Source organism: Streptacidiphilus sp. MAP12-33 (assembly GCF_041261265.1).
Classification (GTDB): domain Bacteria; phylum Actinomycetota; class Actinomycetes; order Streptomycetales; family Streptomycetaceae; genus Streptacidiphilus.
In genome coordinates this window covers 20,356-39,542 of record NZ_JBGCCA010000025.1, presented here as the reverse complement: position 1 = coordinate 39,542, position 19,187 = coordinate 20,356, and the positions used below count along the sequence as shown (strand labels likewise).

Annotated in this window: 13 protein-coding genes; 8 read left to right on the top strand and 5 right to left on the bottom strand. The window is 72.2% G+C overall.

All coding sequences use genetic code 11. From position 1 onward, the window contains the following. Positions 1–48 precede the first annotated feature (48 nt). Positions 49–1,035 (top strand): RecB family exonuclease, encoded by a 987-nt coding sequence (locus ABH931_RS23835; protein WP_370116707.1) that lies wholly within the window; start codon positions 49–51, stop codon positions 1,033–1,035. 53 nt (positions 1,036–1,088) lie between these two features. After that, the gene (locus tag ABH931_RS23830) at positions 1,089–1,760 is read left to right on the top strand and encodes a response regulator (protein WP_370116704.1); all 672 of its coding nucleotides are present in this window, start codon (positions 1,089–1,091) and stop codon (positions 1,758–1,760) included. Between the two features lie 73 nt (positions 1,761–1,833). Here the strand turns inward: ABH931_RS23830 and ABH931_RS23825 are convergent, their stop codons facing one another. From ABH931_RS23825 to metH, 3 genes are all read right to left on the bottom strand, one after another. Beyond that, positions 1,834–3,474 carry an ABC transporter substrate-binding protein gene (locus ABH931_RS23825; protein ID WP_370116701.1) on the bottom strand — a complete coding sequence of 547 codons (1,641 nt, stop codon included), beginning with the start codon at positions 3,472–3,474 and terminating at the stop codon, positions 1,834–1,836. Positions 3,475–3,735: 261 nt separating this feature from the next. Beyond that, positions 3,736–4,413: an HAD family hydrolase gene (locus tag ABH931_RS23820; RefSeq protein WP_370116698.1), complete on the bottom strand. Its 678-nt coding sequence runs from the start codon at positions 4,411–4,413 to the stop codon at positions 3,736–3,738. Between the two features lie 126 nt (positions 4,414–4,539). Beyond that, positions 4,540–8,031 carry a methionine synthase gene (gene metH, locus ABH931_RS23815; protein ID WP_370116695.1) on the bottom strand — a complete coding sequence of 1,164 codons (3,492 nt, stop codon included), beginning with the start codon at positions 8,029–8,031 and terminating at the stop codon, positions 4,540–4,542. A 234-nt stretch (positions 8,032–8,265) separates the two neighbouring features. Here metH and ABH931_RS23810 point away from each other — a divergent pair, with 234 nt between their 5' ends. The 4 genes from ABH931_RS23810 to ABH931_RS23795 all read left to right on the top strand — a co-directional run bounded on the left by ABH931_RS23810 (position 8,266) and on the right by ABH931_RS23795 (position 13,460). Beyond that, positions 8,266–9,129: a PAC2 family protein gene (locus ABH931_RS23810; protein ID WP_370116692.1), complete on the top strand. Its 864-nt coding sequence runs from the start codon at positions 8,266–8,268 to the stop codon at positions 9,127–9,129. 254 nt (positions 9,130–9,383) lie between these two features. Further along, positions 9,384–9,854 (top strand): DUF6643 family protein, encoded by a 471-nt coding sequence (locus tag ABH931_RS23805; protein ID WP_370116689.1) that lies wholly within the window; start codon positions 9,384–9,386, stop codon positions 9,852–9,854. A gap of 190 nt (positions 9,855–10,044) precedes the next feature. Beyond that, positions 10,045–10,884 (top strand): MOSC domain-containing protein, encoded by an 840-nt coding sequence (locus ABH931_RS23800; protein WP_370116686.1) that lies wholly within the window; start codon positions 10,045–10,047, stop codon positions 10,882–10,884. A gap of 152 nt (positions 10,885–11,036) precedes the next feature. Beyond that, entirely contained in the window at positions 11,037–13,460 is a 2,424-nt protein-coding gene (locus ABH931_RS23795) for a right-handed parallel beta-helix repeat-containing protein (RefSeq protein ID WP_370116683.1), read from the top strand. Between the two features lie 16 nt (positions 13,461–13,476). Here the strand turns inward: ABH931_RS23795 and ABH931_RS23790 are convergent, their stop codons facing one another. Further along, on the bottom strand, positions 13,477–15,894 hold the full coding sequence (locus tag ABH931_RS23790; protein WP_370116681.1) for a hypothetical protein: 2,418 nt from the start codon (positions 15,892–15,894) through the stop codon (positions 13,477–13,479). Between the two features lie 164 nt (positions 15,895–16,058). Here ABH931_RS23790 and ABH931_RS23785 point away from each other — a divergent pair, with 164 nt between their 5' ends. Together ABH931_RS23785 and ABH931_RS23780 are read left to right on the top strand one after the other, a co-directional pair. Then, positions 16,059–16,865 (top strand): DeoR/GlpR family DNA-binding transcription regulator, encoded by an 807-nt coding sequence (locus ABH931_RS23785; protein WP_370116954.1) that lies wholly within the window; start codon positions 16,059–16,061, stop codon positions 16,863–16,865. Positions 16,866–16,960: 95 nt separating this feature from the next. After that, positions 16,961–17,449 carry an SRPBCC family protein gene (locus ABH931_RS23780; protein ID WP_370116678.1) on the top strand — a complete coding sequence of 163 codons (489 nt, stop codon included), beginning with the start codon at positions 16,961–16,963 and terminating at the stop codon, positions 17,447–17,449. A 68-nt stretch (positions 17,450–17,517) separates the two neighbouring features. Here ABH931_RS23780 and rox read toward each other — a convergent pair whose 3' ends face one another. Beyond that, positions 17,518–18,987 carry a rifampin monooxygenase gene (rox, locus tag ABH931_RS23775; RefSeq protein ID WP_370116675.1) on the bottom strand — a complete coding sequence of 490 codons (1,470 nt, stop codon included), beginning with the start codon at positions 18,985–18,987 and terminating at the stop codon, positions 17,518–17,520. Positions 18,988–19,187 lie beyond the last annotated feature (200 nt).

Sequence of the window (19,187 nt, the reverse complement as noted above, 5' to 3'; positions counted from 1 at the left end):
CCCCTTCTTACCCGCGAGATGTCGGCGACAGGCCGTAGGGTCGGACCCATGCAAGCCGCCGACCCCCACACCAACGAGGGCCAGACGAACGAGGGCCAGACCGTGCCGAGCCAGGCCGCCCCGCCGGAGACGGTCCCGCCGGAGGCCGTCCCGCTGGAGACGCCGGCGCACCCGGAGCCCGAGCCCGCCGGGGTCGCCGGCGCCGCCGAGCCGAGGGCGTTCACGCACCCGGTCTCGCTCTCCCCCTCGCGCGCGTCGGACTTCATGACGTGCCCGCTGCTGTACCGGCTGCGGGTGATCGACAAGCTGCCCGAGCCCCCGAGCCCGGCAGCCACCCGGGGCACGCTCATCCACTCCGTGCTGGAGCGGCTCTTCGACGCCCCGCAGGGGGCGCGGACGCCGGATGCCGCCAAAGCGCTGCTGCGGCCGCAGTGGGAGCGGCTGCTGGAGGAGCGTCCCGAGGTCGCGGAGCTGTTCCCGGCGGAGTCGGGAGCGCAGGAGCTGGCCGCCTGGCTGACCGAGGCGGAGCAGCTACTGGCCTCCTACTTCCGCGTGGAGGACCCGAACCGCCTCCAGCCCGCCGAGCGGGAGCTGCTGGTCTCGACGACGCTGGAGTCGGGTCTGACGCTGCGCGGCTACGTCGACCGGATCGACGTGGCGCCCACCGGTGAGGTCCGGGTGGTGGACTACAAGACCGGCCGCGCGCCCTCGCGGGACTTCGAGGGCAAGGCCATGTTCCAGATGAAGTTCTACGCGCTGGTGATCTGGCGCGAGCGCGGCGTCGTGCCCAAGCGGCTCCAGCTGATGTACCTGGGCGGCGGCGGCCAGATCGTCACCTACGACCCGGACGAGGGCGATCTGCTGGCCACGGAGCGCAAGCTCCAGGCGCTGTGGCGGACGATCCAGCAGGCGCTGGAGACGGGCGAGTGGCCGGCCAACCCGAACCGCCTGTGCGACTGGTGCGCACACAAGTCGCTGTGCCCCGCGTGGGGCGGTACGCCGCCTGCGTACCCTTTGGCTGACACTCTCAACTGATCAAGCCCAGCCGATCAACCTGTTCAAGATCGAGTCAAGTGATGGAGCGTTCCGTGACGATCCGCGTGCTGCTGGTCGACGACCAGCCGCTGCTGCGTACCGGCTTCCGGATGATCCTGGAGGCCGAACCCGACATCGCCGTGGTCGGCGAGGCCGGCGACGGGCAGCAGGCGCTCGACCAGGTCCGGGCGCTCCAGCCGGACGTGGTCCTGATGGACATCCGGATGCCCCGGATGGACGGCGTGGAGGCGACGCGCCGCATCGCCGGCCCCGGCCGTGACGGCCCGGCCAAGGTGCTGGTGCTGACCACCTTCGACCTGGACGAGTACGTGGTGGAGGCGCTGCGCGCGGGTGCCAGCGGCTTCCTGCTCAAGGACGTCCCGGCCGAGGAGCTGGTGCAGGCGATCCGGGTGATCGCCGAGGGCGCGGCGATGCTCGCGCCGAGCGTCACCCGCCGGCTGCTGGACATGTACGCGGGCCGGCTGCCCTCGGGCGACGAGGCGCCGCCGCCGTCGCTGGCCACCCTGACCGACCGCGAGGTCGAGGTGCTGAAGCTGGTGGCCAAGGGCCTGTCGAACGCCGAGGTGGCGAGCGAGCTGTTCGTCAGCGAGACGACGGTCAAGACGCACGTGGGCCACGTGCTGACCAAGCTGGGCCTGCGCGACCGGGTCCAGGCGGCGGTCTTCGCCTACGAGAGCGGCCTGGTCCGCCCCGGCGGCGTCTGATCCCGGACGGCAACGGCCGAGGGCCGGGCGGCACGATCCGTGCCCGCCCGGCCCTCCGTCGTTCGCGCCGTGGTCAGGAGCCGTTCTTGCCGATCATCCACCAGCGCGCGTTGCCGGAGCTGTCCAGCGTCAGCGGCACACCGGTGACGTTCGCCTGCGCGGCGGCGTACTGCTGGTTGGTCCAGATCGGCAGCACCGGCACCGCGGCGGCGATGTCGTCCTGGATCTGCTTGTAGATGGCGGAGCTCGCCGGGTCGGTCCGGTTGACGTAGTTCAGGCCCTTGGCGATCAGGCTGTTGACGGCCGTACTGTGCCAGCTGTTGTACAGCGGGCCGGGGCCGCTGGTGCCACCGACCAGCGGCGAGATGTAGTCGTCGGCGTCGAGGTAGTCGGCGGACCAGGCGACCATGAAGGCGTCGAACTTGCCGGGCTTCAGCGCCTTCTCCTGCATCTCCTGGAAGCCGCCCTTGTAGCCCTGGAGGGTGACCTGGAAGTCGCCGGAGTTGTTCAGCTCGCTGGCGATCATCTTGACCTCGGCCTCCTTGGCCGCGTCACCCAGACCGTAGTCCAGCGTGAAGTGGACCGGCACCGAGACGTTCGCGGCCTGCAGGTCCGACTTGATCCTGGAGGCGGTGTACTTCTTGTTCTTGTAGGTGGAGAAGGACTCGGTCTCGTTGGAGATGCCGGGCGGCATGACCGAGTAGGCCGGGGTGACCGTGTGCTGGTACGCGGCCTCGGAGATGGTGTCGCGGTCGACCAGCTCGGCGACGGCCTGACGCACCGCCAGGTTCTTGAAGACACCCTTGACGGTGTTGAAGGACATCAGCCGGACGGTGCCGCCGGGACCCTGGAACACCTGCAGCCCGCTGCCGAGCTGCTGGTCGTTCTGCATGGTCACGATGTCGGAGGCGTTCAGGTCCTGGATGACGACGTCGACGGCCTTGCTGTCGAGCGCCGTCTTGGTACCGGCCTGGCTGGCGTAGTACTTCAGGTCGACCGTGGAGTTCTGCGGAGCCGAGGCCGCGCCCTTGTAGTTCGGGTTCAGCGACAGCTTGACCTCGGTGGCCTGCTTGCCGTTGCCGAGGTCGCCGAAGGTGACGTTGTCGACCACGTAGCGGCCGGAGCCGACCACACCGGTGAAGGTGTTGGGCTCCGCCGCCGTGCCGGAGAAGACCTTGGGGTCGACGATCGAGGCCACGCCGGAGGCGAGACGGTCCTCGAGGGTGGCGTCGGGGCTGGTCAGGTGGATCTTGATCTGGGTGGGGCTGGCGACGTCGATCGACTTGATGGTCGAGAGCAGCGAGCCGACGCCGGTCGAGGACTTGATCCTCGCGACGCGGTCCAGGGAGAACTTGACGGCGCTGGCGTCCAGCGGGTCGCCGTTGGAGAACTTCTCGCCGGCGCGGATGTTGCAGGTGGCGGTCAGCTGGTCGGCGCTCATCGCGCAGTTGTCCGTCGCCAGGTCCGGGCTGGGCTTGTTGCTGCCCGGCGCGTAGGTGAACAGGCCCTGGTAGATGTTGTAGTACACCATCCACGAGCCCTGGTCGTACGCGTTGGCGGGGTCCAGCGTGGAGTACGCGTTCGCGGCACCGACCTTGATGGTCACGCTCGGCGCGCCGGTGGTCGGCGAGGTCGACTTGGAGGAGCCACAGGCGGTGGTCGTGGCGATCAGGCCTACGCAGCTGAGCGCAGCCGCCCGCTTGAGAGCTGACATCAGTTCTAATCTCCTTGCCGGCGCTGAGGGTGTCGCCGCCGTGCCGCGTGGTCGGAGCACCACTGCGTGGGGGTGCAGTCCGGCCCACGCTGGGTTAAGTGGTCGGTAGCCTGCCATACGATCCCATGATCAGGCAGATGATCCTTACCGAGGGTTGACCCAGGAGCGTCAAAAGCAAGGGGAATTGATCAATTACGCCCAGAGATGTCCGTTTTGGCGTTAGCAGGTAGTTACTTTCGGCAGCAGATTCCCAGCCACTTCTCAGCCGTTTTCGGCAGTCAGCAGGCCGCGCAGCAGGGCCGTGTCCACACCCTCGAGGGTGGCACGCACCGTCGTCTGCGGCCCCGCCTCGACGGCGACCACGGAGGGCACCGCGAGCACATGGCAGCCCGCCGCCAGACCGGAGCGGATCCCCGTCGGGGCGTCCTCGATCACCACGCAGCGCGCGGGGTCGGCGCCGAGCCGGGCCGCGGCGAGCAGGTACGGGTCCGGATACGGCTTGGTCCGCTCGACCTCGTCGCCGGCCACCGTGAAGGCGAAGAAGTGCGCGCCGAGCGTCTTCAGCACCTGGTCGATGATCCGCCGGTGCGAGGCGGAGACCAGCGCCGTCGGGACCCCCTGCGCCGCCAGGTCCACCAGCAGCGCCTTGGCACCCGCCCGCACCGGCACCCCCTGGCCGATCAGCTCCACGAACCGCTCGTTGATGGCGTCGCCGAGCTCCGCCGGGGTCAGCGGCGCGCCGGAGACCCTGAGCAGGTGGTCCACCACCCGGCTCATCGGCCCGCCGACCACGATCTCGCGCTCCGCGACGCCGATCGGGTGGCCGAGCTCGGCCAGCAGCGAGCTCTCCGCCTCCCACCAGAAGTCCTCGGTGTCGACCAGCGTGCCGTCCATGTCGATCAGGACGGCCTGCAGGGTGGTGGCGGCGACGGTGGTCACGGGCGGTTCCTCGCTGAACGGGTCCGGAACGGACGACAGGGACACGTCGGGCCGACCACCATCGCGGTGACCGGCCCGAACGGGACGTACAGCTTACGCCTCACATCCTCCAAGCGCCTGAACTGCTCAACGCGCGTTGAAGTACTTCGCCTCGGGGTGGTGGATGACGATCGCGTCGGTGGACTGCTCCGGGTGGAGCTGGAACTCCTCGGAGAGTTCGACGCCGATCCGCTCCGGGCGGAGCAGCTGCGCGATCTTGGCGCGGTCCTCCAGGTCCGGGCAGGCGCCGTAGCCGAGGGAGAAGCGCGCGCCCCGGTACTTCAGGGCGAACATGTCGCGCATGTCCTTCGGGTCCTCGCTGGAGAAGCCCAGCTCGGCGCGGACGCGGGCGTGCCAGTACTCGGCGAGGGCCTCCGCGAGCTGCACCGAGAGGCCGTGCAGCTCCATGTAGTCACGGTAGGAGTTGGCCGCGAAGAGCTTGGCGGCGGCCTCACCGATCCTGCTGCCCATGGTGACGACCTGGAGGGCCACCACGTCCTTCTCGCCGGTCTCCTCGGCTCGGAAGAAGTCCGCCAGGCAGAGCCGGCGGCCGCGCCGCTGACGCGGGAAGGTGAAGGCGGAGCGGTCGTGGCCGTCCTCGCCGAGGACGACCAGGCTGTTGCCGCGCGCCACGGCCGGGAAGTAGCCGTAGACGACGGCGGCTTCCAGCAAGCCCTCGGTCTGCAGCCGGTCCAGCCACATCCGCAGCCGCGGCCGGCCCTCGGTCTCCACCAGCTCCTCGTAGGAGGGTCCGCCGGTGCGCGCGGCCTTCAGGCCCCACTGGCCCTTGAACAGCGCGTCCTCGTCCAGCCAGGCGGTGTAGTCGGCCATCGGGATGCCCTTGACGATCCGGTCGCCCCAGAACGGCGGGGTCGGCACCGGGTTGTCGGCGGCCACGTCGGAACGCTCGGTGCTCTCCTGCGGCTCCTCGACCTCGACCTTGGCGTGGCGGCGCTGCCGCAGCTCCGGCAGCACCGCACCGGGCACGCCGCGCTTGACCGCGATCAGCGCGTCCATCAGCCGCAGGCCCTCGAACGCGTCGCGGGCGTAGCGGACCTCGCCCTCGTAGATCGCGTGCAGGTCCTGCTCGACGTAGGCGCGGGTCAGCGCCGCACCGCCCAGGATCACCGGGAAGTCGGCGGCCAGGCCGCGCTGGTTCAGCTCCTGAAGGTTCTCCTTCATGATCACCGTGGACTTCACCAGCAGCCCGGACATGCCGATCACGTCGGCGCGGTGCTCCTGCGCCGCGTCCAGGATCGCCGAGACCGGCTGCTTGATGCCGATGTTCACGACGTTGTAGCCGTTGTTGGACAAGATGATGTCGACCAGGTTCTTGCCGATGTCGTGCACGTCGCCCTTGACGGTGGCCAGCACGATCGTGCCCTTGCCCTCGGCGTCGGACTTCTCCATGTGCGGCTCGAGATACGCGACGGCCTTCTTCATCACCTCGGCCGACTGCAGCACGAACGGCAGCTGCATCTGGCCGGAGCCGAACAGCTCACCGACCGTCTTCATGCCCTCCAGCAGCACCTCGTTGACGATCTCCAGCGCCGGACGGACCGTCAGCGCCTCCTCCAGATCCGCCTCCAGACCCTTCAGCTCACCGTCCACGATCCGCGCCTGCAACCGCTCCTCCAGCGGCAGCGCCGCCAGCTCCTCCGCCTTCCCGGCCCGCACCGAGGCGGCCGAAACGCCCTCGAACAGCTCCAGGAACCGCTGCAACGGGTCATAACCCTCACGGCGGCGGTCGTAGACCAGGTCGAGGGCCACCTCGCGCTGCTCGTCCGGGATCCGCGCCATCGGCAGGATCTTCGCGGCGTGCACGATCGCGGAGTCCAGCCCGGCCTCGACGCACTCGTGCAGGAACACCGAGTTCAGCACCATCCGGGCGGCCGGCGAGAGGCCGAAGGAGATGTTCGACAACCCCAGCGTGGTCTGCACCTCCGGGTGCAGCCGCTTGAGCTCGCGGATCGCCTCGATCGTCTCCATGCCGTCCCGGCGGGACTCCTCCTGACCGGTGCCGAGGGTGAACGCGAGGCAGTCGACCAGGATCGAGTCCTCCGGGATGCCGTAGTCACGGCCCAGCTGCCCGATCAGGCGCTCGGCGATCTCGACCTTCTTGGCCGCCGTGCGCGCCTGGCCCTCCTCGTCGATGGTCAGCGCGATCAGGCCGGCACCGTGCTCGCGGGCCAGCGAGGCGATCCGCCCGAACCGGCTGCCCGGCTCGTCACCGTCCTCGAAGTTGACCGAGTTCAGCACCGCCCGGCCACCCAGCAGCTCCAGACCGGCCTCGATGACCTGCGGCTCGGTGGAGTCCAGCACGATCGGCAGGGTGGAGGCCGTGGCCAGCCGGCCGGCCAACTCCCGCATGTCCGCGACACCGTCGCGGCCGACGTAGTCGACGCACAGGTCGAGCAGGTGCGCGCCCTCACGGATCTGCTCACGGGCGATGTCGACGCAGGCCTGCCAGTCACCCGCGATCATCGACTCGCGGAACTTCTTCGAGCCGTTGGCGTTGGTCCGCTCGCCGATGGCCAGGTAGGAGGTGTCCTGCCGGAACGGCACCGCCTGATAGAGCGAGGAGGCGGCGGCCTCCCGCACCGGCGTGCGCGGCGCGACCGGACGCCCCTGCACCCGCTCCACCACCTGACGCAGATGCTCCGGCGTGGTCCCGCAACAGCCACCCACCAGCGACAGCCCGTACTCGCGGGTGAACACCTCGTGCGCGTCGGCGAGCTCCTTCGGCGACAGCGGGTAGTGCGCACCGTCCGAGGTCAGCACCGGCAGGCCCGCGTTCGGCATGCAGGACAGACCCACCCGGGCGTGCCGGGCCAGGTAACGCAGGTGCTCGCTCATCTCGGCCGGACCGGTGGCGCAGTTCATGCCGATGTAGTCGACGCCGAGCGGCTCCAACGCGGTCAGCGCCGCGCCGATCTCGGTCCCCACCAGCATGGTGCCGGTGGTCTCCACGGTCACGTGGACCAGGATCGGCAGCGTCAGGCCCGCCTCGGCCAGCGCGGCCTTCGACCCCAGCACCGCGGCCTTGGCCTGCAACGGGTCCTGACTGGTCTCGATCAGCAGCGCGTCCGCCCCGCCCGCGATCAGCCCGGCCGCGTTCTGGCGGAAGCCCTCGCGCAGCGCGTCGAACGCGATGTGGCCGAGGGTGGGCAGCTTGGTGCCCGGACCGATCGAGCCGAGCACCCAGCGCTGCCGGCCGTCCTTGGCGGCGAACTCGTCGGCCACCTCGCGGGCCAGCCGGGCACCGGCCTCGGCGAGCTCGACGATCCGGTCGGCGATGTCGTACTCGGCGAAGGCGGAGAGGTTGCTGCCGAAGGTGTTGGTCTCGACGCAGTCGACGCCCACGGCGAAGTAGGCCTCGTGCACCGAACGCACGATGTCGGGCCGCGAGACGTTCAGGACCTCGTTGCAGCCCTCGTGACCCTGGAAGTCGTCGAGGGTGGGGTTCTGGGCCTGGAGCATGGTCCCCATGGCCCCGTCCGCCACGACGACGCGGGTGGCGAGCGCCTCGCGCAGCGCGTCCGCGCGCTCTTGGGCAGCAGGAGGGACGAAAACGGCCATGGCGGGCTCCCTGTGTGCGACGGCTGTCGGCTTTGCGCCGACTCGGTCGCCGACGCACGAGGCCCAGCGTATTGCAGCGCCCACAATCCGCTCCTCCGGATTCCGCCAGGTGGGACGCCCGGGCCCGGGCAAGGCACCCCGGAAAAGGAATGGTTGCCCGTACGCTGGGCACTTACAGTCCGTGGGACGGCTCAGCTGAGCCGGAACCTGGCAAGTGTGGAGGGAGGCACCGGGGTGGTCGAGCTTGAGGACGTGCCCGAGCTCATCGACCCGGTCATGGTGGCCGCGTTCGAGGGCTGGAACGACGCGGGGGACGCCGCCTCCACCGCCGTCGCACATATGGACGACACCTGGGGTGGCAAGGTCTTCGCGGAGCTCGACGCCGAGGACTACTACGACTTCCAGGTGAACCGCCCGACCGTCTGGCTGGACGGCGGCGTCCGCCGCATCACCTGGCCGACGACCCGCCTCTCGGTCATCCGGGTGACCGAGCCGAAGACCCGGGACCTGGTGCTGGTCCGCGGCATCGAGCCCAGCATGCGCTGGCGCAGCTTCTGCCAGGAGCTGCTGCACCTGGCCCACGAGCTGGGCGTGGAGATGGTGGTGATCCTGGGCGCACTGCTCGGCGACACCCCGCACACGCGTCCGGTCCCCGTCAGCGGCGTCACCTCCGATCCGGACGTGGCCCGCTCGCTGGACCTGGAGGAGAGCCGCTACGAGGGCCCGACGGGCATCGTCGGCGTGCTGCAGGAGGCCTGCGCGCAGGCCGGCATCCCCGTGGCCACGTTCTGGGCGGCGGTCCCGCACTACGTGGCGCAGCCGCCGAACCCGAAGGCGACGCTGGCGCTGCTGAACAAGGTGGAGGACCTGCTCGACATCCGCGTCCCGCTCGGCGACCTGCCGGAGGACGCGCGGGCCTGGCAGCTGGGCGTGGACCAGCTGGCCGCCGAGGACAGCGAGGTGGCCGAGTACGTCCAGCAGCTGGAGGAGGCCAAGGACACGGTCGACCTGCCGGAGGCCTCCGGCGAGGCGATCGCGCGCGAGTTCGAGCGCTACCTGCGCCGCAGGGACAACCAGCCGCCGAAGCCGAGCGACTGACCCGCCTGACCCGTCGCACGGACGACCGAAAACCCACTTCCGCCCTCCCGAGGTCACGACCACGGGAGGGCGGAACTCGTCGGTCCGGTAAACATTGCATCAACAAAGAGACTGCTTGTGACCGGTCTCGGTGAGCGATCTGACCGTTTTTCACACATTCGCGTGGTCGCTTCATCCAAAAGCTCGGCAAACCCAGCAACTCCCTGTGGTGACACTCTCCTCAGCAGGCACGTTGTGGGCTTACCGTATGCGTCATGACCTCCCGCTCCTACGACGGAGTCGGTTACTACGCTCCGTCCTTCGCCTCGGACACCCCCATCTACGACAGCCTCGTGGCTGAGCGGGGCGTCCCCCAGATCGCGCCGATCAACGTGCCCGCGGCACTGCCGCCGGCCGGCTACGACAGCTTCGGCTCGTCGTACGGCAACTCGTACGGAGCGGGCTACGGCTCCTCCTACGGCACGGGCAGCAACCTGCCCGCGATGCCGGCGCCGCGCCTGGCCCTGGGCCCCGGACCGAGCAGCCCCAGCTACGGCCAGCCGCAGGCGGTGCCGGCGCAGTACCCCGCGCCGCAGCCGTACATCCCGCAGCAGCCCCAGTACGGCGGCATGCCCTCCCAGTACAGCGCCCCCGTGGCCCCGGTCGCCCCCCTGCGCCCGGCCCCGCCGCAGCCCCAGTACGGCGGTTACCCCCAGCAGCAGTACCCGCAGCAGCGCGGTTACTGACCTCAGGGGCGCGGGGGGGGGGGGGCGCCCGCCCCCCCCGGGGGGGGGGGGGGGCCCGGCCCCCCCCCCCCCCCGGGGGGGGGGGGCCCCCCCCCCCCGCCCCCCCCCCCCCGGGGGGGGCGCCCGCCCCCCCCCCCGCGCCCCCGGGTGGTGCTGCGTCCCGACGCCCGAACACTGGCACCATAGGGACATGGCACCTCGGCTCGTCTCGCTGCGAATACATCCGGTCAAGTCCTTCCACGCGCAAGCGGTGGAGAGCGGGACGGTCGAGCCCTGGGGGCTCGCCGGCGATCGCCGGTGGATGCTGGTGCAGCCGGACGGCGAGGTGCTGACCCAGCGTGAGGACCCGCGCCTGGCGCGGTTCCAGGCCGCCGTGGAGGAGGACGGCGCGCTCGTCGTCAGCCACCCCGACGCCGCGCCGCTGCGCGTCCCCGCGCCCCCCGCGGGCGCGCTCGTACCCGTCTCGATCTTCCGGGACCCCTTCTCCGCGCCCGCCGTCGAGGACCCGGCCGTCGGCGCGTGGTTCGGCAAGCTGCTCGACCAGGACGTGCGTCTGGTCCACCTGGACGACCCGCACCGCCGCCCCCGCCCCGCGACCACCAGCTTCGCGGACCAGTACCCCTTCCTGCTGACCACCACCGCCTCCCTGGACGCGCTCAACGTGCTCGTCGCCCAGGACCACCCCGACGTCGCCGCCGCCCAGGGGCCCGTCCCGATGGAGCGGTTCCGGCCGAACCTCGTCGTGGACGAGCCGACCGCCTGGGCGGAGACCGGCTGGCGCCGGATCCGGATCGGCGAGGTCGAGTTCGAGGTCGTCCAGCAGTGCGGCCGCTGCGTGATGACCACCGTCGACCAGGAGTCCGGGGTCTTCACCGGCCAGCAGCCGCTGCGCACCCTGCGCAAGCGCCGCCGCTTCGGCAAGGAGGCGGCCTTCGGCGTCCACCTGGTTCCGCTGGCTCCGTACGGCACCGTGCGCGTGGGCGACGAGCTGACCGTGCTGGAGGCCGGACCGCTCCCCCAGCCCGACTGACCGCACCAGGTCGACTCATCCGTGCGGGCGGCTACCGATCGCCGTCGCGCTCGTTGTCATCGATGTCGGAGGAAGAGGGTCGGGCGGGCGTGCCGGACGCAGTACCTTGGGCGGACGCAGTTGTACGAGAGAGCTGGGGGCACCGGATCGTCATGGGAGCAGGCGTGGTGCGGGTGACCCTGGACGGTGCCTCGCGCTGGCGCCGCCGTTCCGGCGAGTACGGCACCGTCGCCGAGGCGTTGGCCGCAGCCGAGCCGGGCGACACCGTCGCCCTGGGGGCCGGCGTCTACCGCGAGACGATCGTGCTGGACAAGGCGCTGACGCTGCGCAGCGCGGAAGGTCCGGGCACGGTCCGGATCGAGCCGCCGGCGGGCAGCGCGCTGATCGTGCTGGCCTCGGCCGCCGTCCACGGGCTGCTGCTGGAGGGTCAGGACGTCTCCGCGCCCGCCGTGGTGATCGCCGCCGGGGCACCGGAGCTGACGGAGTGCCGGATCGTGACCCGCTCCTCCGTCGGCGTGGAGGTGCGCGGCGAGGCCCGGCCCGTCGTGCGCGCCACCAAGGTCGAGAACTCGGGCGGGCTGGGCCTGCGCGTCTCCGAGGCCGCCGAGGCGCTCGTGGAGGACTGCGAGATCGACGGCACCGCACAGTCCGGCGTGGTCGTCCGCGCGGGCGGCGCGCTACGGCTGGTGCGCGCCAAGGTGCGCCGCGGCTCGGGTGCGGGCCTGGTCCTGACCGGCGAGGGCAGCCGGGTCGAGGCGGAGGGCTGCGAGTTCACCGAGGTCGACGGCAACGGCGTCCAGGCGGACGACCACGCCACCGGCGTGCTGACCGACTGCACCGTCTCCCGCGTCACCGACAACGGCCTGACCCTGGACGGTGGGGCGACCCTGCGGCTGGACCGCTGCCGGCTGCACGACATCCCAGAGAACGCCGCCGACCTGCGCGGCCGCGCGCACCTCACGCTCACCGACTCCCGGCTGCGCTCCTTCGGCCGCAACGGCCTGTCCGTGTGGGACACCGACACCTCCGTCGAGGCGGTCGGCTGCGAACTGGTCGACTCCACCGGCGACTACCCGGCCGTCTGGGTGATCTCCGGCGCCACCGCGAAACTGACGGACTGCCGGGTCCAGGACGTGCCGGACGGCCTCTTCGTGCTGGACCGCGGCTCGACCGCGGAGGCCGCGGGCTGTTCCTTCGCCCAGGTGCGCGGCACGGCCGTCTCCGTCAGTGCGGGCGGCTCGGTGCGCCTGGACCGGGTGACCGCGCAGGACGCCACGACCGGCGTCTGGTTCCGCGACCACGGCAGCGGCGGCCTGCTGACGGACTGCGAGATCACCGACACCGCCACCGGCGTCATCGTCACCCGCGGCGCCGATCCGGTGCTGCGCGGCTGCGTGCTGCGCGGCAGCGCGGAGGCGGGCGCCTACGTCTCCGCGGGCGGCCACGGCACCTTCGAGGAGTGCCGGGCCACGCACGGCAAGGGCTTCGGCTTCCATGTCATCGACGGCTGCCCGACGGTCCTGACGCGCTGCCGGGCCGAACAGAACGCGCGCGGCGGCTTCGAGTTCTCCGAGCCGGGGCCGGTGGTCGAGGCCTGCACCTCCGACGACGCGAAGGCCGCCCCCAGCCCCCTCCTCTCCCCCGCCGTGACGGACGAGCCGCCGCTCGCCACCGCCGTGCCCGGCACCTCCCTGGTCCGTGCCCGCGCCCGCGCCGTCGTCCCGGCGCAGCCGCTGGCGTCCGGGCTGCCGCAGATCGCCCCGATCCCGGACTGCCGTCCGGCCGAGGAGGCGTTGGCCGATCTCGACGCGCTGGTGGGCCTCGGCACGGTCAAGCAGGAGGTCCGCACGCTGATCGACCTCATCTCGGTCGGTCGGCGCCGGCGTCAGGCGGGGCTCAAGGCCCCCTCACTCCGCCGCCACCTGGTCTTCACCGGCTCCCCCGGCACCGGCAAGACGACGGTGGCCCGCCTGTACGGCGAGATCCTGGCGTCGTTGGGCGTGCTCCAGCGCGGACACCTGGTCGAGGTCTCCCGCATGGACCTGGTCGGCGAGCACATCGGCTCGACCGCGCTGCGCACGGCGGAGGCCTTCGACCGCTCCCGGGGCGGCGTCCTCTTCATCGACGAGGCGTACGCGCTGGCCCCGGAGGACGCGGGCCGCGACTTCGGGCGCGAGGCGATCGACACGCTGGTGAAGCTGATGGAGGACCACCGCGACGAGGTGGTCGTCATCGTGGCCGGCTACACCACCGAGATGGAACGCTTCCTCGCCGCGAACCCGGGCGTCGCCTCCCGCTTCTCCCGCACGATCACCTTCCCGGACTACACGGCCGCGGAACTCCTGCGGATCACCCAGACCCAGGCGCAGGAGCACGAGTACGCGATAGCGGAGCCCACCGCCACCGCCCTCCTGGCCCACTTCGCCACCCTCCCGAAGGGCCCCACCTTCGGCAACGGACGTACGGCCCGCCAGGTCTTCGAGACCATGATCGAGAACCACGCGGTCCGTGTCGCCCAACTCCCGGACGCGACAACGGAACAGCTCCAGCTCCTGCTCCCCGAGGACCTGCCGTAGCCGGTGCCCCGCCCGGCTAGACGGTGATCGCGGTCAGCAGGGCGTCCCGCGCCACGAGGAAGCGGGGGTCGAGGCGGTAGTCGAAGTGGCCGTTGACCGGGACGAGGATCGGGTACTGCTCGGTGCGGCCGAAGGCCAGGGGATCCGGGAGGGCCGGTTGGTCGACCGCCGGGGAGCCGGCCATCGCCGGGATGCGGACCGGGCCGCCGATGGGGTCGGTGAGGCGGAAGAGGTTGTCCCAGCGCGGCATGTCGCGCTGGAGGCGCATGAGCTCGTCCGGTCCCATGTAGGCGGGGAAGAAGCGGCCGTAGAGGCGCCGCAGCGGGGAGCCGTAGGTCAGCAGGGCGACCCGGCCACGGGTCGCGGGGTCGAGCTGCCACAGGGCCGCGGCCGCCAGGACCGTGCCCTGCGAGTGCGCGGACAGGACGAGCCGGCGGGTGGGGTCCGCGTCGAGCCAGGTGCGGACGCGGGCCTCGATGTCGGGAACCGCGCGCTCCGCGTAGCAGGGCGGGGCGAGCGGGTGGGCGGCGCGGGGCCAGAACGTGCCGATGTCCCACAGGACACCGACGGTGCGCCGGCGCGCCGGCGAACTGTAGGCGCTGCGGCCGAGGGTGACCAGGCCGAGGACCAGCGCCGTGGTGAGCCAGCCGCCGAGGTTCTGGAGCAGCTCGCCCAGGCGCGAGCCGACCATGCCCAGGTCGGCCGTCGCGGCCGTCAGCGACTCGCCGCTGACGAGCGCGCCGGCCAGCGCGACGCAGAGCTGCGCCGCCGCGACCAGCGCGAGGCCGCCGATGACGCTGCCGCCCGCCTCCGTCAGCCGGGCCCCGGCCAGCTTGGTGGTGATCTGTCCGGTGCGCGGCGAGTCCGTGGTGCGCGGCTCGTCGTAGGCCTCCAGCACCTCGGGGCGCAGCGCGCTCCTTTCGCGCAGCAGCGGGACGGCCAGCCGGGCGACGACGACGACCAGGACCGGCAGCACCAGGGTCGTGCCGCCGGCGTGCCACACCAGCAGCGGGACGGCCTGCGGCAGCGCGCCGCCGCCACCGCTCGCGAGCCGCTGCGCGGTGAACAGGGCGGCGCCGGAGCTGAACAGGGCGCCGAGACCGAGCCCGAGCAGCGCCGTCGCGGGCCCGGCCAGGCCGCGCAACGCGGCACCGTTCGGGCCGCCGAATCCCTCGTCCTCCGGCTTCGGGGCGCCGGGGTCGGGGCTGGGGACGGTCAGCGCCGGGTCCACGGGCGCGACCGGGTCGTCCGCCCTGCCACGGCGGGTGAGTGCGAACGCGACGCCGGTCAGGGCGAGGGCCAGCACGAGCTGGCCCGCGAGGAGGGCGGCGAAGCCGCGCTCGGCGCCGGGCAGCGCGCCCGTCGCGGACCACTCGGGACGGTTCCAGGCGGCGTAGCCGAGGACCAGCACGGTGAGCGCGCCCGCGACGGCCGGCAGCGCGCGGGGCGGGAGCACGTCCGCGCCGGTCCCGAGGCTCGCGAGCAGCAGCGCACCGAGGGCGACGAGCAGCACCAGCAGCGCGATCCCGAACCAGGCCCGGGAGGGCGCGGCCTGCCGGTCGTGGGCGACGACCGGCACCAGGGCGGTCCAGGCGACGGTGAGCAGCCCGCCGGCCAGGTGCAGTGGCCGGAGCCGGCCCACCGTGGTCACGCCGTACCAGAAGCGGTCCCGCTCCATCTCGATCGGCGCCTCGTCGGTGCGCGGCGCGGTCATCGGGCGGACCCGCTCGTAGCTGGACCAGGTCATCCGGGCGACCTGCCCGAGCCCGGCCAGCACGGCCACCGGCAGCAGCGCCGCGACCGCGAGACGACGTCCGGGCTGCCCCCACCAGCCGCCGTGGCCACCGAGGGCGAAGACCGCCCAGGAGTGGTGCGCGACGCAGGCGGTGTTCGCCGCGCACTGCCAGGCGGCCAGGTCCATGGCGATCTCGCAGGCGGCGCCGGTCAGCAGCACGGTGAGCGAGAGGGCCAGCAGCCGGGCCAGCGCGTTGTAGGCGCGATACAGGCGAAGGTTGGCGGCGCGGCCACCGGCGGCGCCGGGCGGGCGCATCCAGTGCACGAGGTTGGCGAACATGAAGGGCAGCAGCAACAGCCAGAGCGCGCGGCTGGCGGCGCCCGAGGTGAGCTTGGCCCAGGAGTAGGCCTCCAGCACCGCGTCCCCGGCGTAGTCGCCCGGCCGCTGCTCGGCGTCCTGGTCCGGCCAGCGCCGGTAGGTGCCGGACATGGAGTCGCCGGTGATCTGCTTGAGGTGCGGGCTCTCCAGCATGGCCTCAGGGGTGGTCCCGCCGACCCCGTGGACGAGCAGTTCCAGCCGCAGCGGGACGGGCCCCGCCGCGGCGGGCACCTCCGCGCGTTGCCCGGGAAGGACGACCGCCTCCCCTGACGTCCCGCTCGTCGCACCGTTCGTCGCACCGTTCGTTGCTGACCCGTCCATCCCCGCCGCCTCGTCCATCCGTCCACCCCGCACACGTCCTGCCGATATGCTGCCGCTTCCCGCTGATCCGCACAGCACTTTCGCGCCACGGATCACGCGGCCATGGCAGGATGGCGCGAACACCGACGGCCCAGGCCGTCGCGGGCGGAGAGGACGGGGGCCGGGTGGCCGAGAACAGCGGTCTGCTGGCGGAGCAGCGGCGTGCCCTGATCCTGGACGAGGTGCGGCGCCGGGGCGGAGTGCGCGTCAACGAGCTGACGCGCAAGCTGAACGTGTCCGACATGACGATCCGTCGGGACCTGGACGCGCTGGCCCGGCAGGGCATGCTGGAGAAGGTCCACGGCGGCGCCGTGCCGGTGCTGGAGGCCAGCACGCACGAGCCCGGCTTCGAGGCCAAGTCCGCGCTGGAGCCGAGCGCCAAGGAGGAGATCGCCGAGGCCGCCGCCCGGCTGGTCACCCCCGGGAGCGCGGTCGCCCTGTCGGGCGGGACGACGACCTACGCGCTCGCCCACCACCTGGTCCGGATCGAGGGCCTGACCGTGGTGACCAACTCGGTGCGGGTCGCCGACGTCTTCGAGCACGCCGCACGCCAGGGCACCGCCGCGACGCCGCCCGCCACGGTCGTGCTGACCGGCGGGGTCCGCACGCCCTCCGACGCGCTGGTCGGGCCGATCGCGGACCGGGCGATCCGCTCGCTCCACTTCGACCTGCTCTTCCTGGGCTGCCACGGCATCTCGCTGGAGGCGGGCCTGTCGACGCCGAACCTGGCCGAGGCCGAGACCAACCGCAGCTTCGTCGCCGCCGCCCGTCGGGTCGTGGCCGTGGCGGACCACACCAAGTGGGGCACCATCGGCCTGTCGACCTTCGCGTCGCTCGCCGAGATCGACACCCTGGTGACCGACGCGGGCCTGCCGGTGGAGATCCGCAGCGCGGTCGCCGAGCAGGTCCGTGAGGTCGTCATCGCCGGGTGAGCCCGGCCCGTGTGACCCATACCGCATTCTCCATGTGACGGGGCGTCATCTAGGCTGCCCCCAGACCGAACTAGCGAAAGAGGTGCCAGGTGGGCGTGCGTCTCTCCCCGGTGACCACGGAGTTCCTCCAGTCGGCACCGCTGCGAATCGTCGTCACCCAACGCCTCGGCGCGTCCCGCGAGGCGCTCTTCCGTGAGCTGACGCAGGACGCGTCGACCTGGCCGCAGTGGTGGCGCGAGGTCTCCAGCGCCTCCTACACCGGCCCCGGCCCCTACGGGGTCGGCGCGGGCCGGGCGGTCTCGCTGCGCGGCGGGGTGCGCTTCGTGGAGAGCGTGCAGGTCTGGGACGACGCCGAGCGCTTCGTCTACCGCATCGAGGAGACCAATCTGCCCGGCGCGCACGCCTGGATGGAGGAGTGGCTGCTCACCCCCGGCCAGGGCGAGGGCACCACGCTGCGCTTCACCATGGCCATCGAGGGCCACGCAGCGATCGAGCTTCCGCTTCAGGCCGTCCGCCCGATGGTGATGCGCTCCATCAGCCGGGCGATGCGCCGCCTCGACGCCCGCGCCCAGCAGGCGGGTTAGCGGCCAGGCGGTCGCGTCCAGGCGGGCTCGCGGCGGGCGGGCTCGCGGCGGGCGGGCTCGCGGCGGGCTCAGGCGGTCGGGGCGCCGAACCAGAGGGGCAGGTGGTCCAGCAGGTCCTGCTGGTTCTCGCCGGCCCAGGCCACGTGCCCGTCCGGCCGCAGCAGCACCGCCGGCACGTCCAACTCCTCGGCGGCGTCGACCACGCGGTCGACGCGGTCGGCCCAGCCCGCGACCGACAGGCGGCCGGTCCGGTCGAGCAGCAGACCGCGGCCGGCGTGCGTGAGGTCGTACAGCCGGCCCTGCTTCAGCGCGATGTCGCGCAGCCTACGGCCCAGCAGTTCACGGCCCGGCCGTAGGTGACCGTCCCCGACGTCGTAGCGGATGCCGATCGCGGTGACCCGCTCGATCAGGTACCGGTTCACGTCCTCGAAATCCATCAGCTTCGCCAGCAGCGCCCGTACCGCCCGCGGCCCCGCCTCCGGGGAGAGCAACTCCATCTGCGCGCGGGTGTTCTCCAGGACGTCGGCCGCCACCGGGTGCCGCTCGGCGTGGTAGCTGTCCAACAGCGTCGGCGGCGCCCACCCGTTCACTTCGGCGGCCAGCTTCCAGCCGAGGTTGAAGGCGTCCTGGATGCCGAGGTTCAGACCCTGCCCGCCCGTCGGCGGGTGGATGTGCGCGGCGTCGCCGGCCAGCAGGACGCGGTCGACGCGGTACCGCTCGGCCTGCCGGGTGGCGTCGCCGAACCGGGACAGCCAGCGCGGGCTGTGCACGCCGAAGTCGCTTCCGGCCAGCTCCAGCAGCCGCCGCCGGAGCTCGTCGAGGGTCGTCGGGGCCGCGCGGTCCTCGGCCACGCGGGCCGCCGGGACGACGAAGCGGTACACACCCTCACCCATCGGCGCGGCGCCGAAGTGAAGGTGGGTGGTCCGGCGGACTTCCGCCACCGCGGCGTTCATCTCCTCGACCGGCACGCCGAGCTCGACCTCGCCGATCAGCGTCTCGCGCCGGGTCGGCTCGCCGGGGAAGCCGACGCCGACGAGCTTGCGCACAGTGCTGCGGCCGCCGTCGCAGCCGACCAGGTATCGCGCGCGCAGCCACGTGCCGTCGGCCAGCTCGACGTCGACGCCCTCGGCGTCCTGGCGCAGGCCGACGACCTCGCGGCCACGCCGGATCCCGGCGCCGACCTCGACGGCGTGCTCGGCCAGCAGCCGCTCGGTGACCACCTGCGGCATGCCCAGGATGTAGCCGTGGGCGGTGTCCACCCGCCCGGGCCACGGCTTGCTGATGCCGGCGAAGTGCGCAGCGCCCGGGTACTGCTTGCCGTTGGCGAGGAACCGGTCCAGCAGGCCGCGCTGGTCCATGATCTCGATGCTGCGCACGTGCAGGCCGAGCCCGCGGGAGAAGCCCGTCGGCTGCGGCTCCTTCTCCAGCACGACGACGTCCACGCCCTGCAGGCGCAGCTCGGCGGCCAGCATCAGCCCGGTCGGCCCGCCACCGGCCACGATCACGTCGGTGGTCACGTCGGTGGTCACGTCGGTCATGCGAAATCCCCCATGGCACTCGTTCTCGGACGAGGATTGTGCGCCCTCCCCAGGGCCTTGCCGCAAGGCCCCCCATGCGCTATAGGTTGGAAGTGGCGGGGAGGATGATCGTCCGCCTGGCGCGGGAGCCGGACTTCCACTCCGCGCCGGAGAAACACATCGCACCGTCGACCGCCCTCGTCGTCACCGCCTCTCGGACG

Bases quoted from the DNA above. Each gene is read 5' to 3' on its own strand.
- ABH931_RS23835 (WP_370116707.1), top strand. From the start codon at position 49: ATGCAAGCCGCCGACCCCCACACCAACGAGGGCCAGACGAACGAGGGC.
- ABH931_RS23825 (WP_370116701.1), bottom strand. From the start codon at position 3,474: ATGTCAGCTCTCAAGCGGGCGGCTGCGCTCAGCTGCGTAGGCCTGATC.
- metH (WP_370116695.1), bottom strand. From the start codon at position 8,031: ATGGCCGTTTTCGTCCCTCCTGCTGCCCAAGAGCGCGCGGACGCGCTG.
- ABH931_RS23805 (WP_370116689.1), top strand. From the start codon at position 9,384: ATGACCTCCCGCTCCTACGACGGAGTCGGTTACTACGCTCCGTCCTTC.
- ABH931_RS23800 (WP_370116686.1), top strand. From the start codon at position 10,045: ATGGCACCTCGGCTCGTCTCGCTGCGAATACATCCGGTCAAGTCCTTC.
- ABH931_RS23795 (WP_370116683.1), top strand. From the start codon at position 11,037: ATGGGAGCAGGCGTGGTGCGGGTGACCCTGGACGGTGCCTCGCGCTGG.
- ABH931_RS23790 (WP_370116681.1), bottom strand. From the start codon at position 15,894: ATGGACGGGTCAGCAACGAACGGTGCGACGAACGGTGCGACGAGCGGG.
- rox (WP_370116675.1), bottom strand. From the start codon at position 18,987: ATGACCGACGTGACCACCGACGTGACCACCGACGTGATCGTGGCCGGT.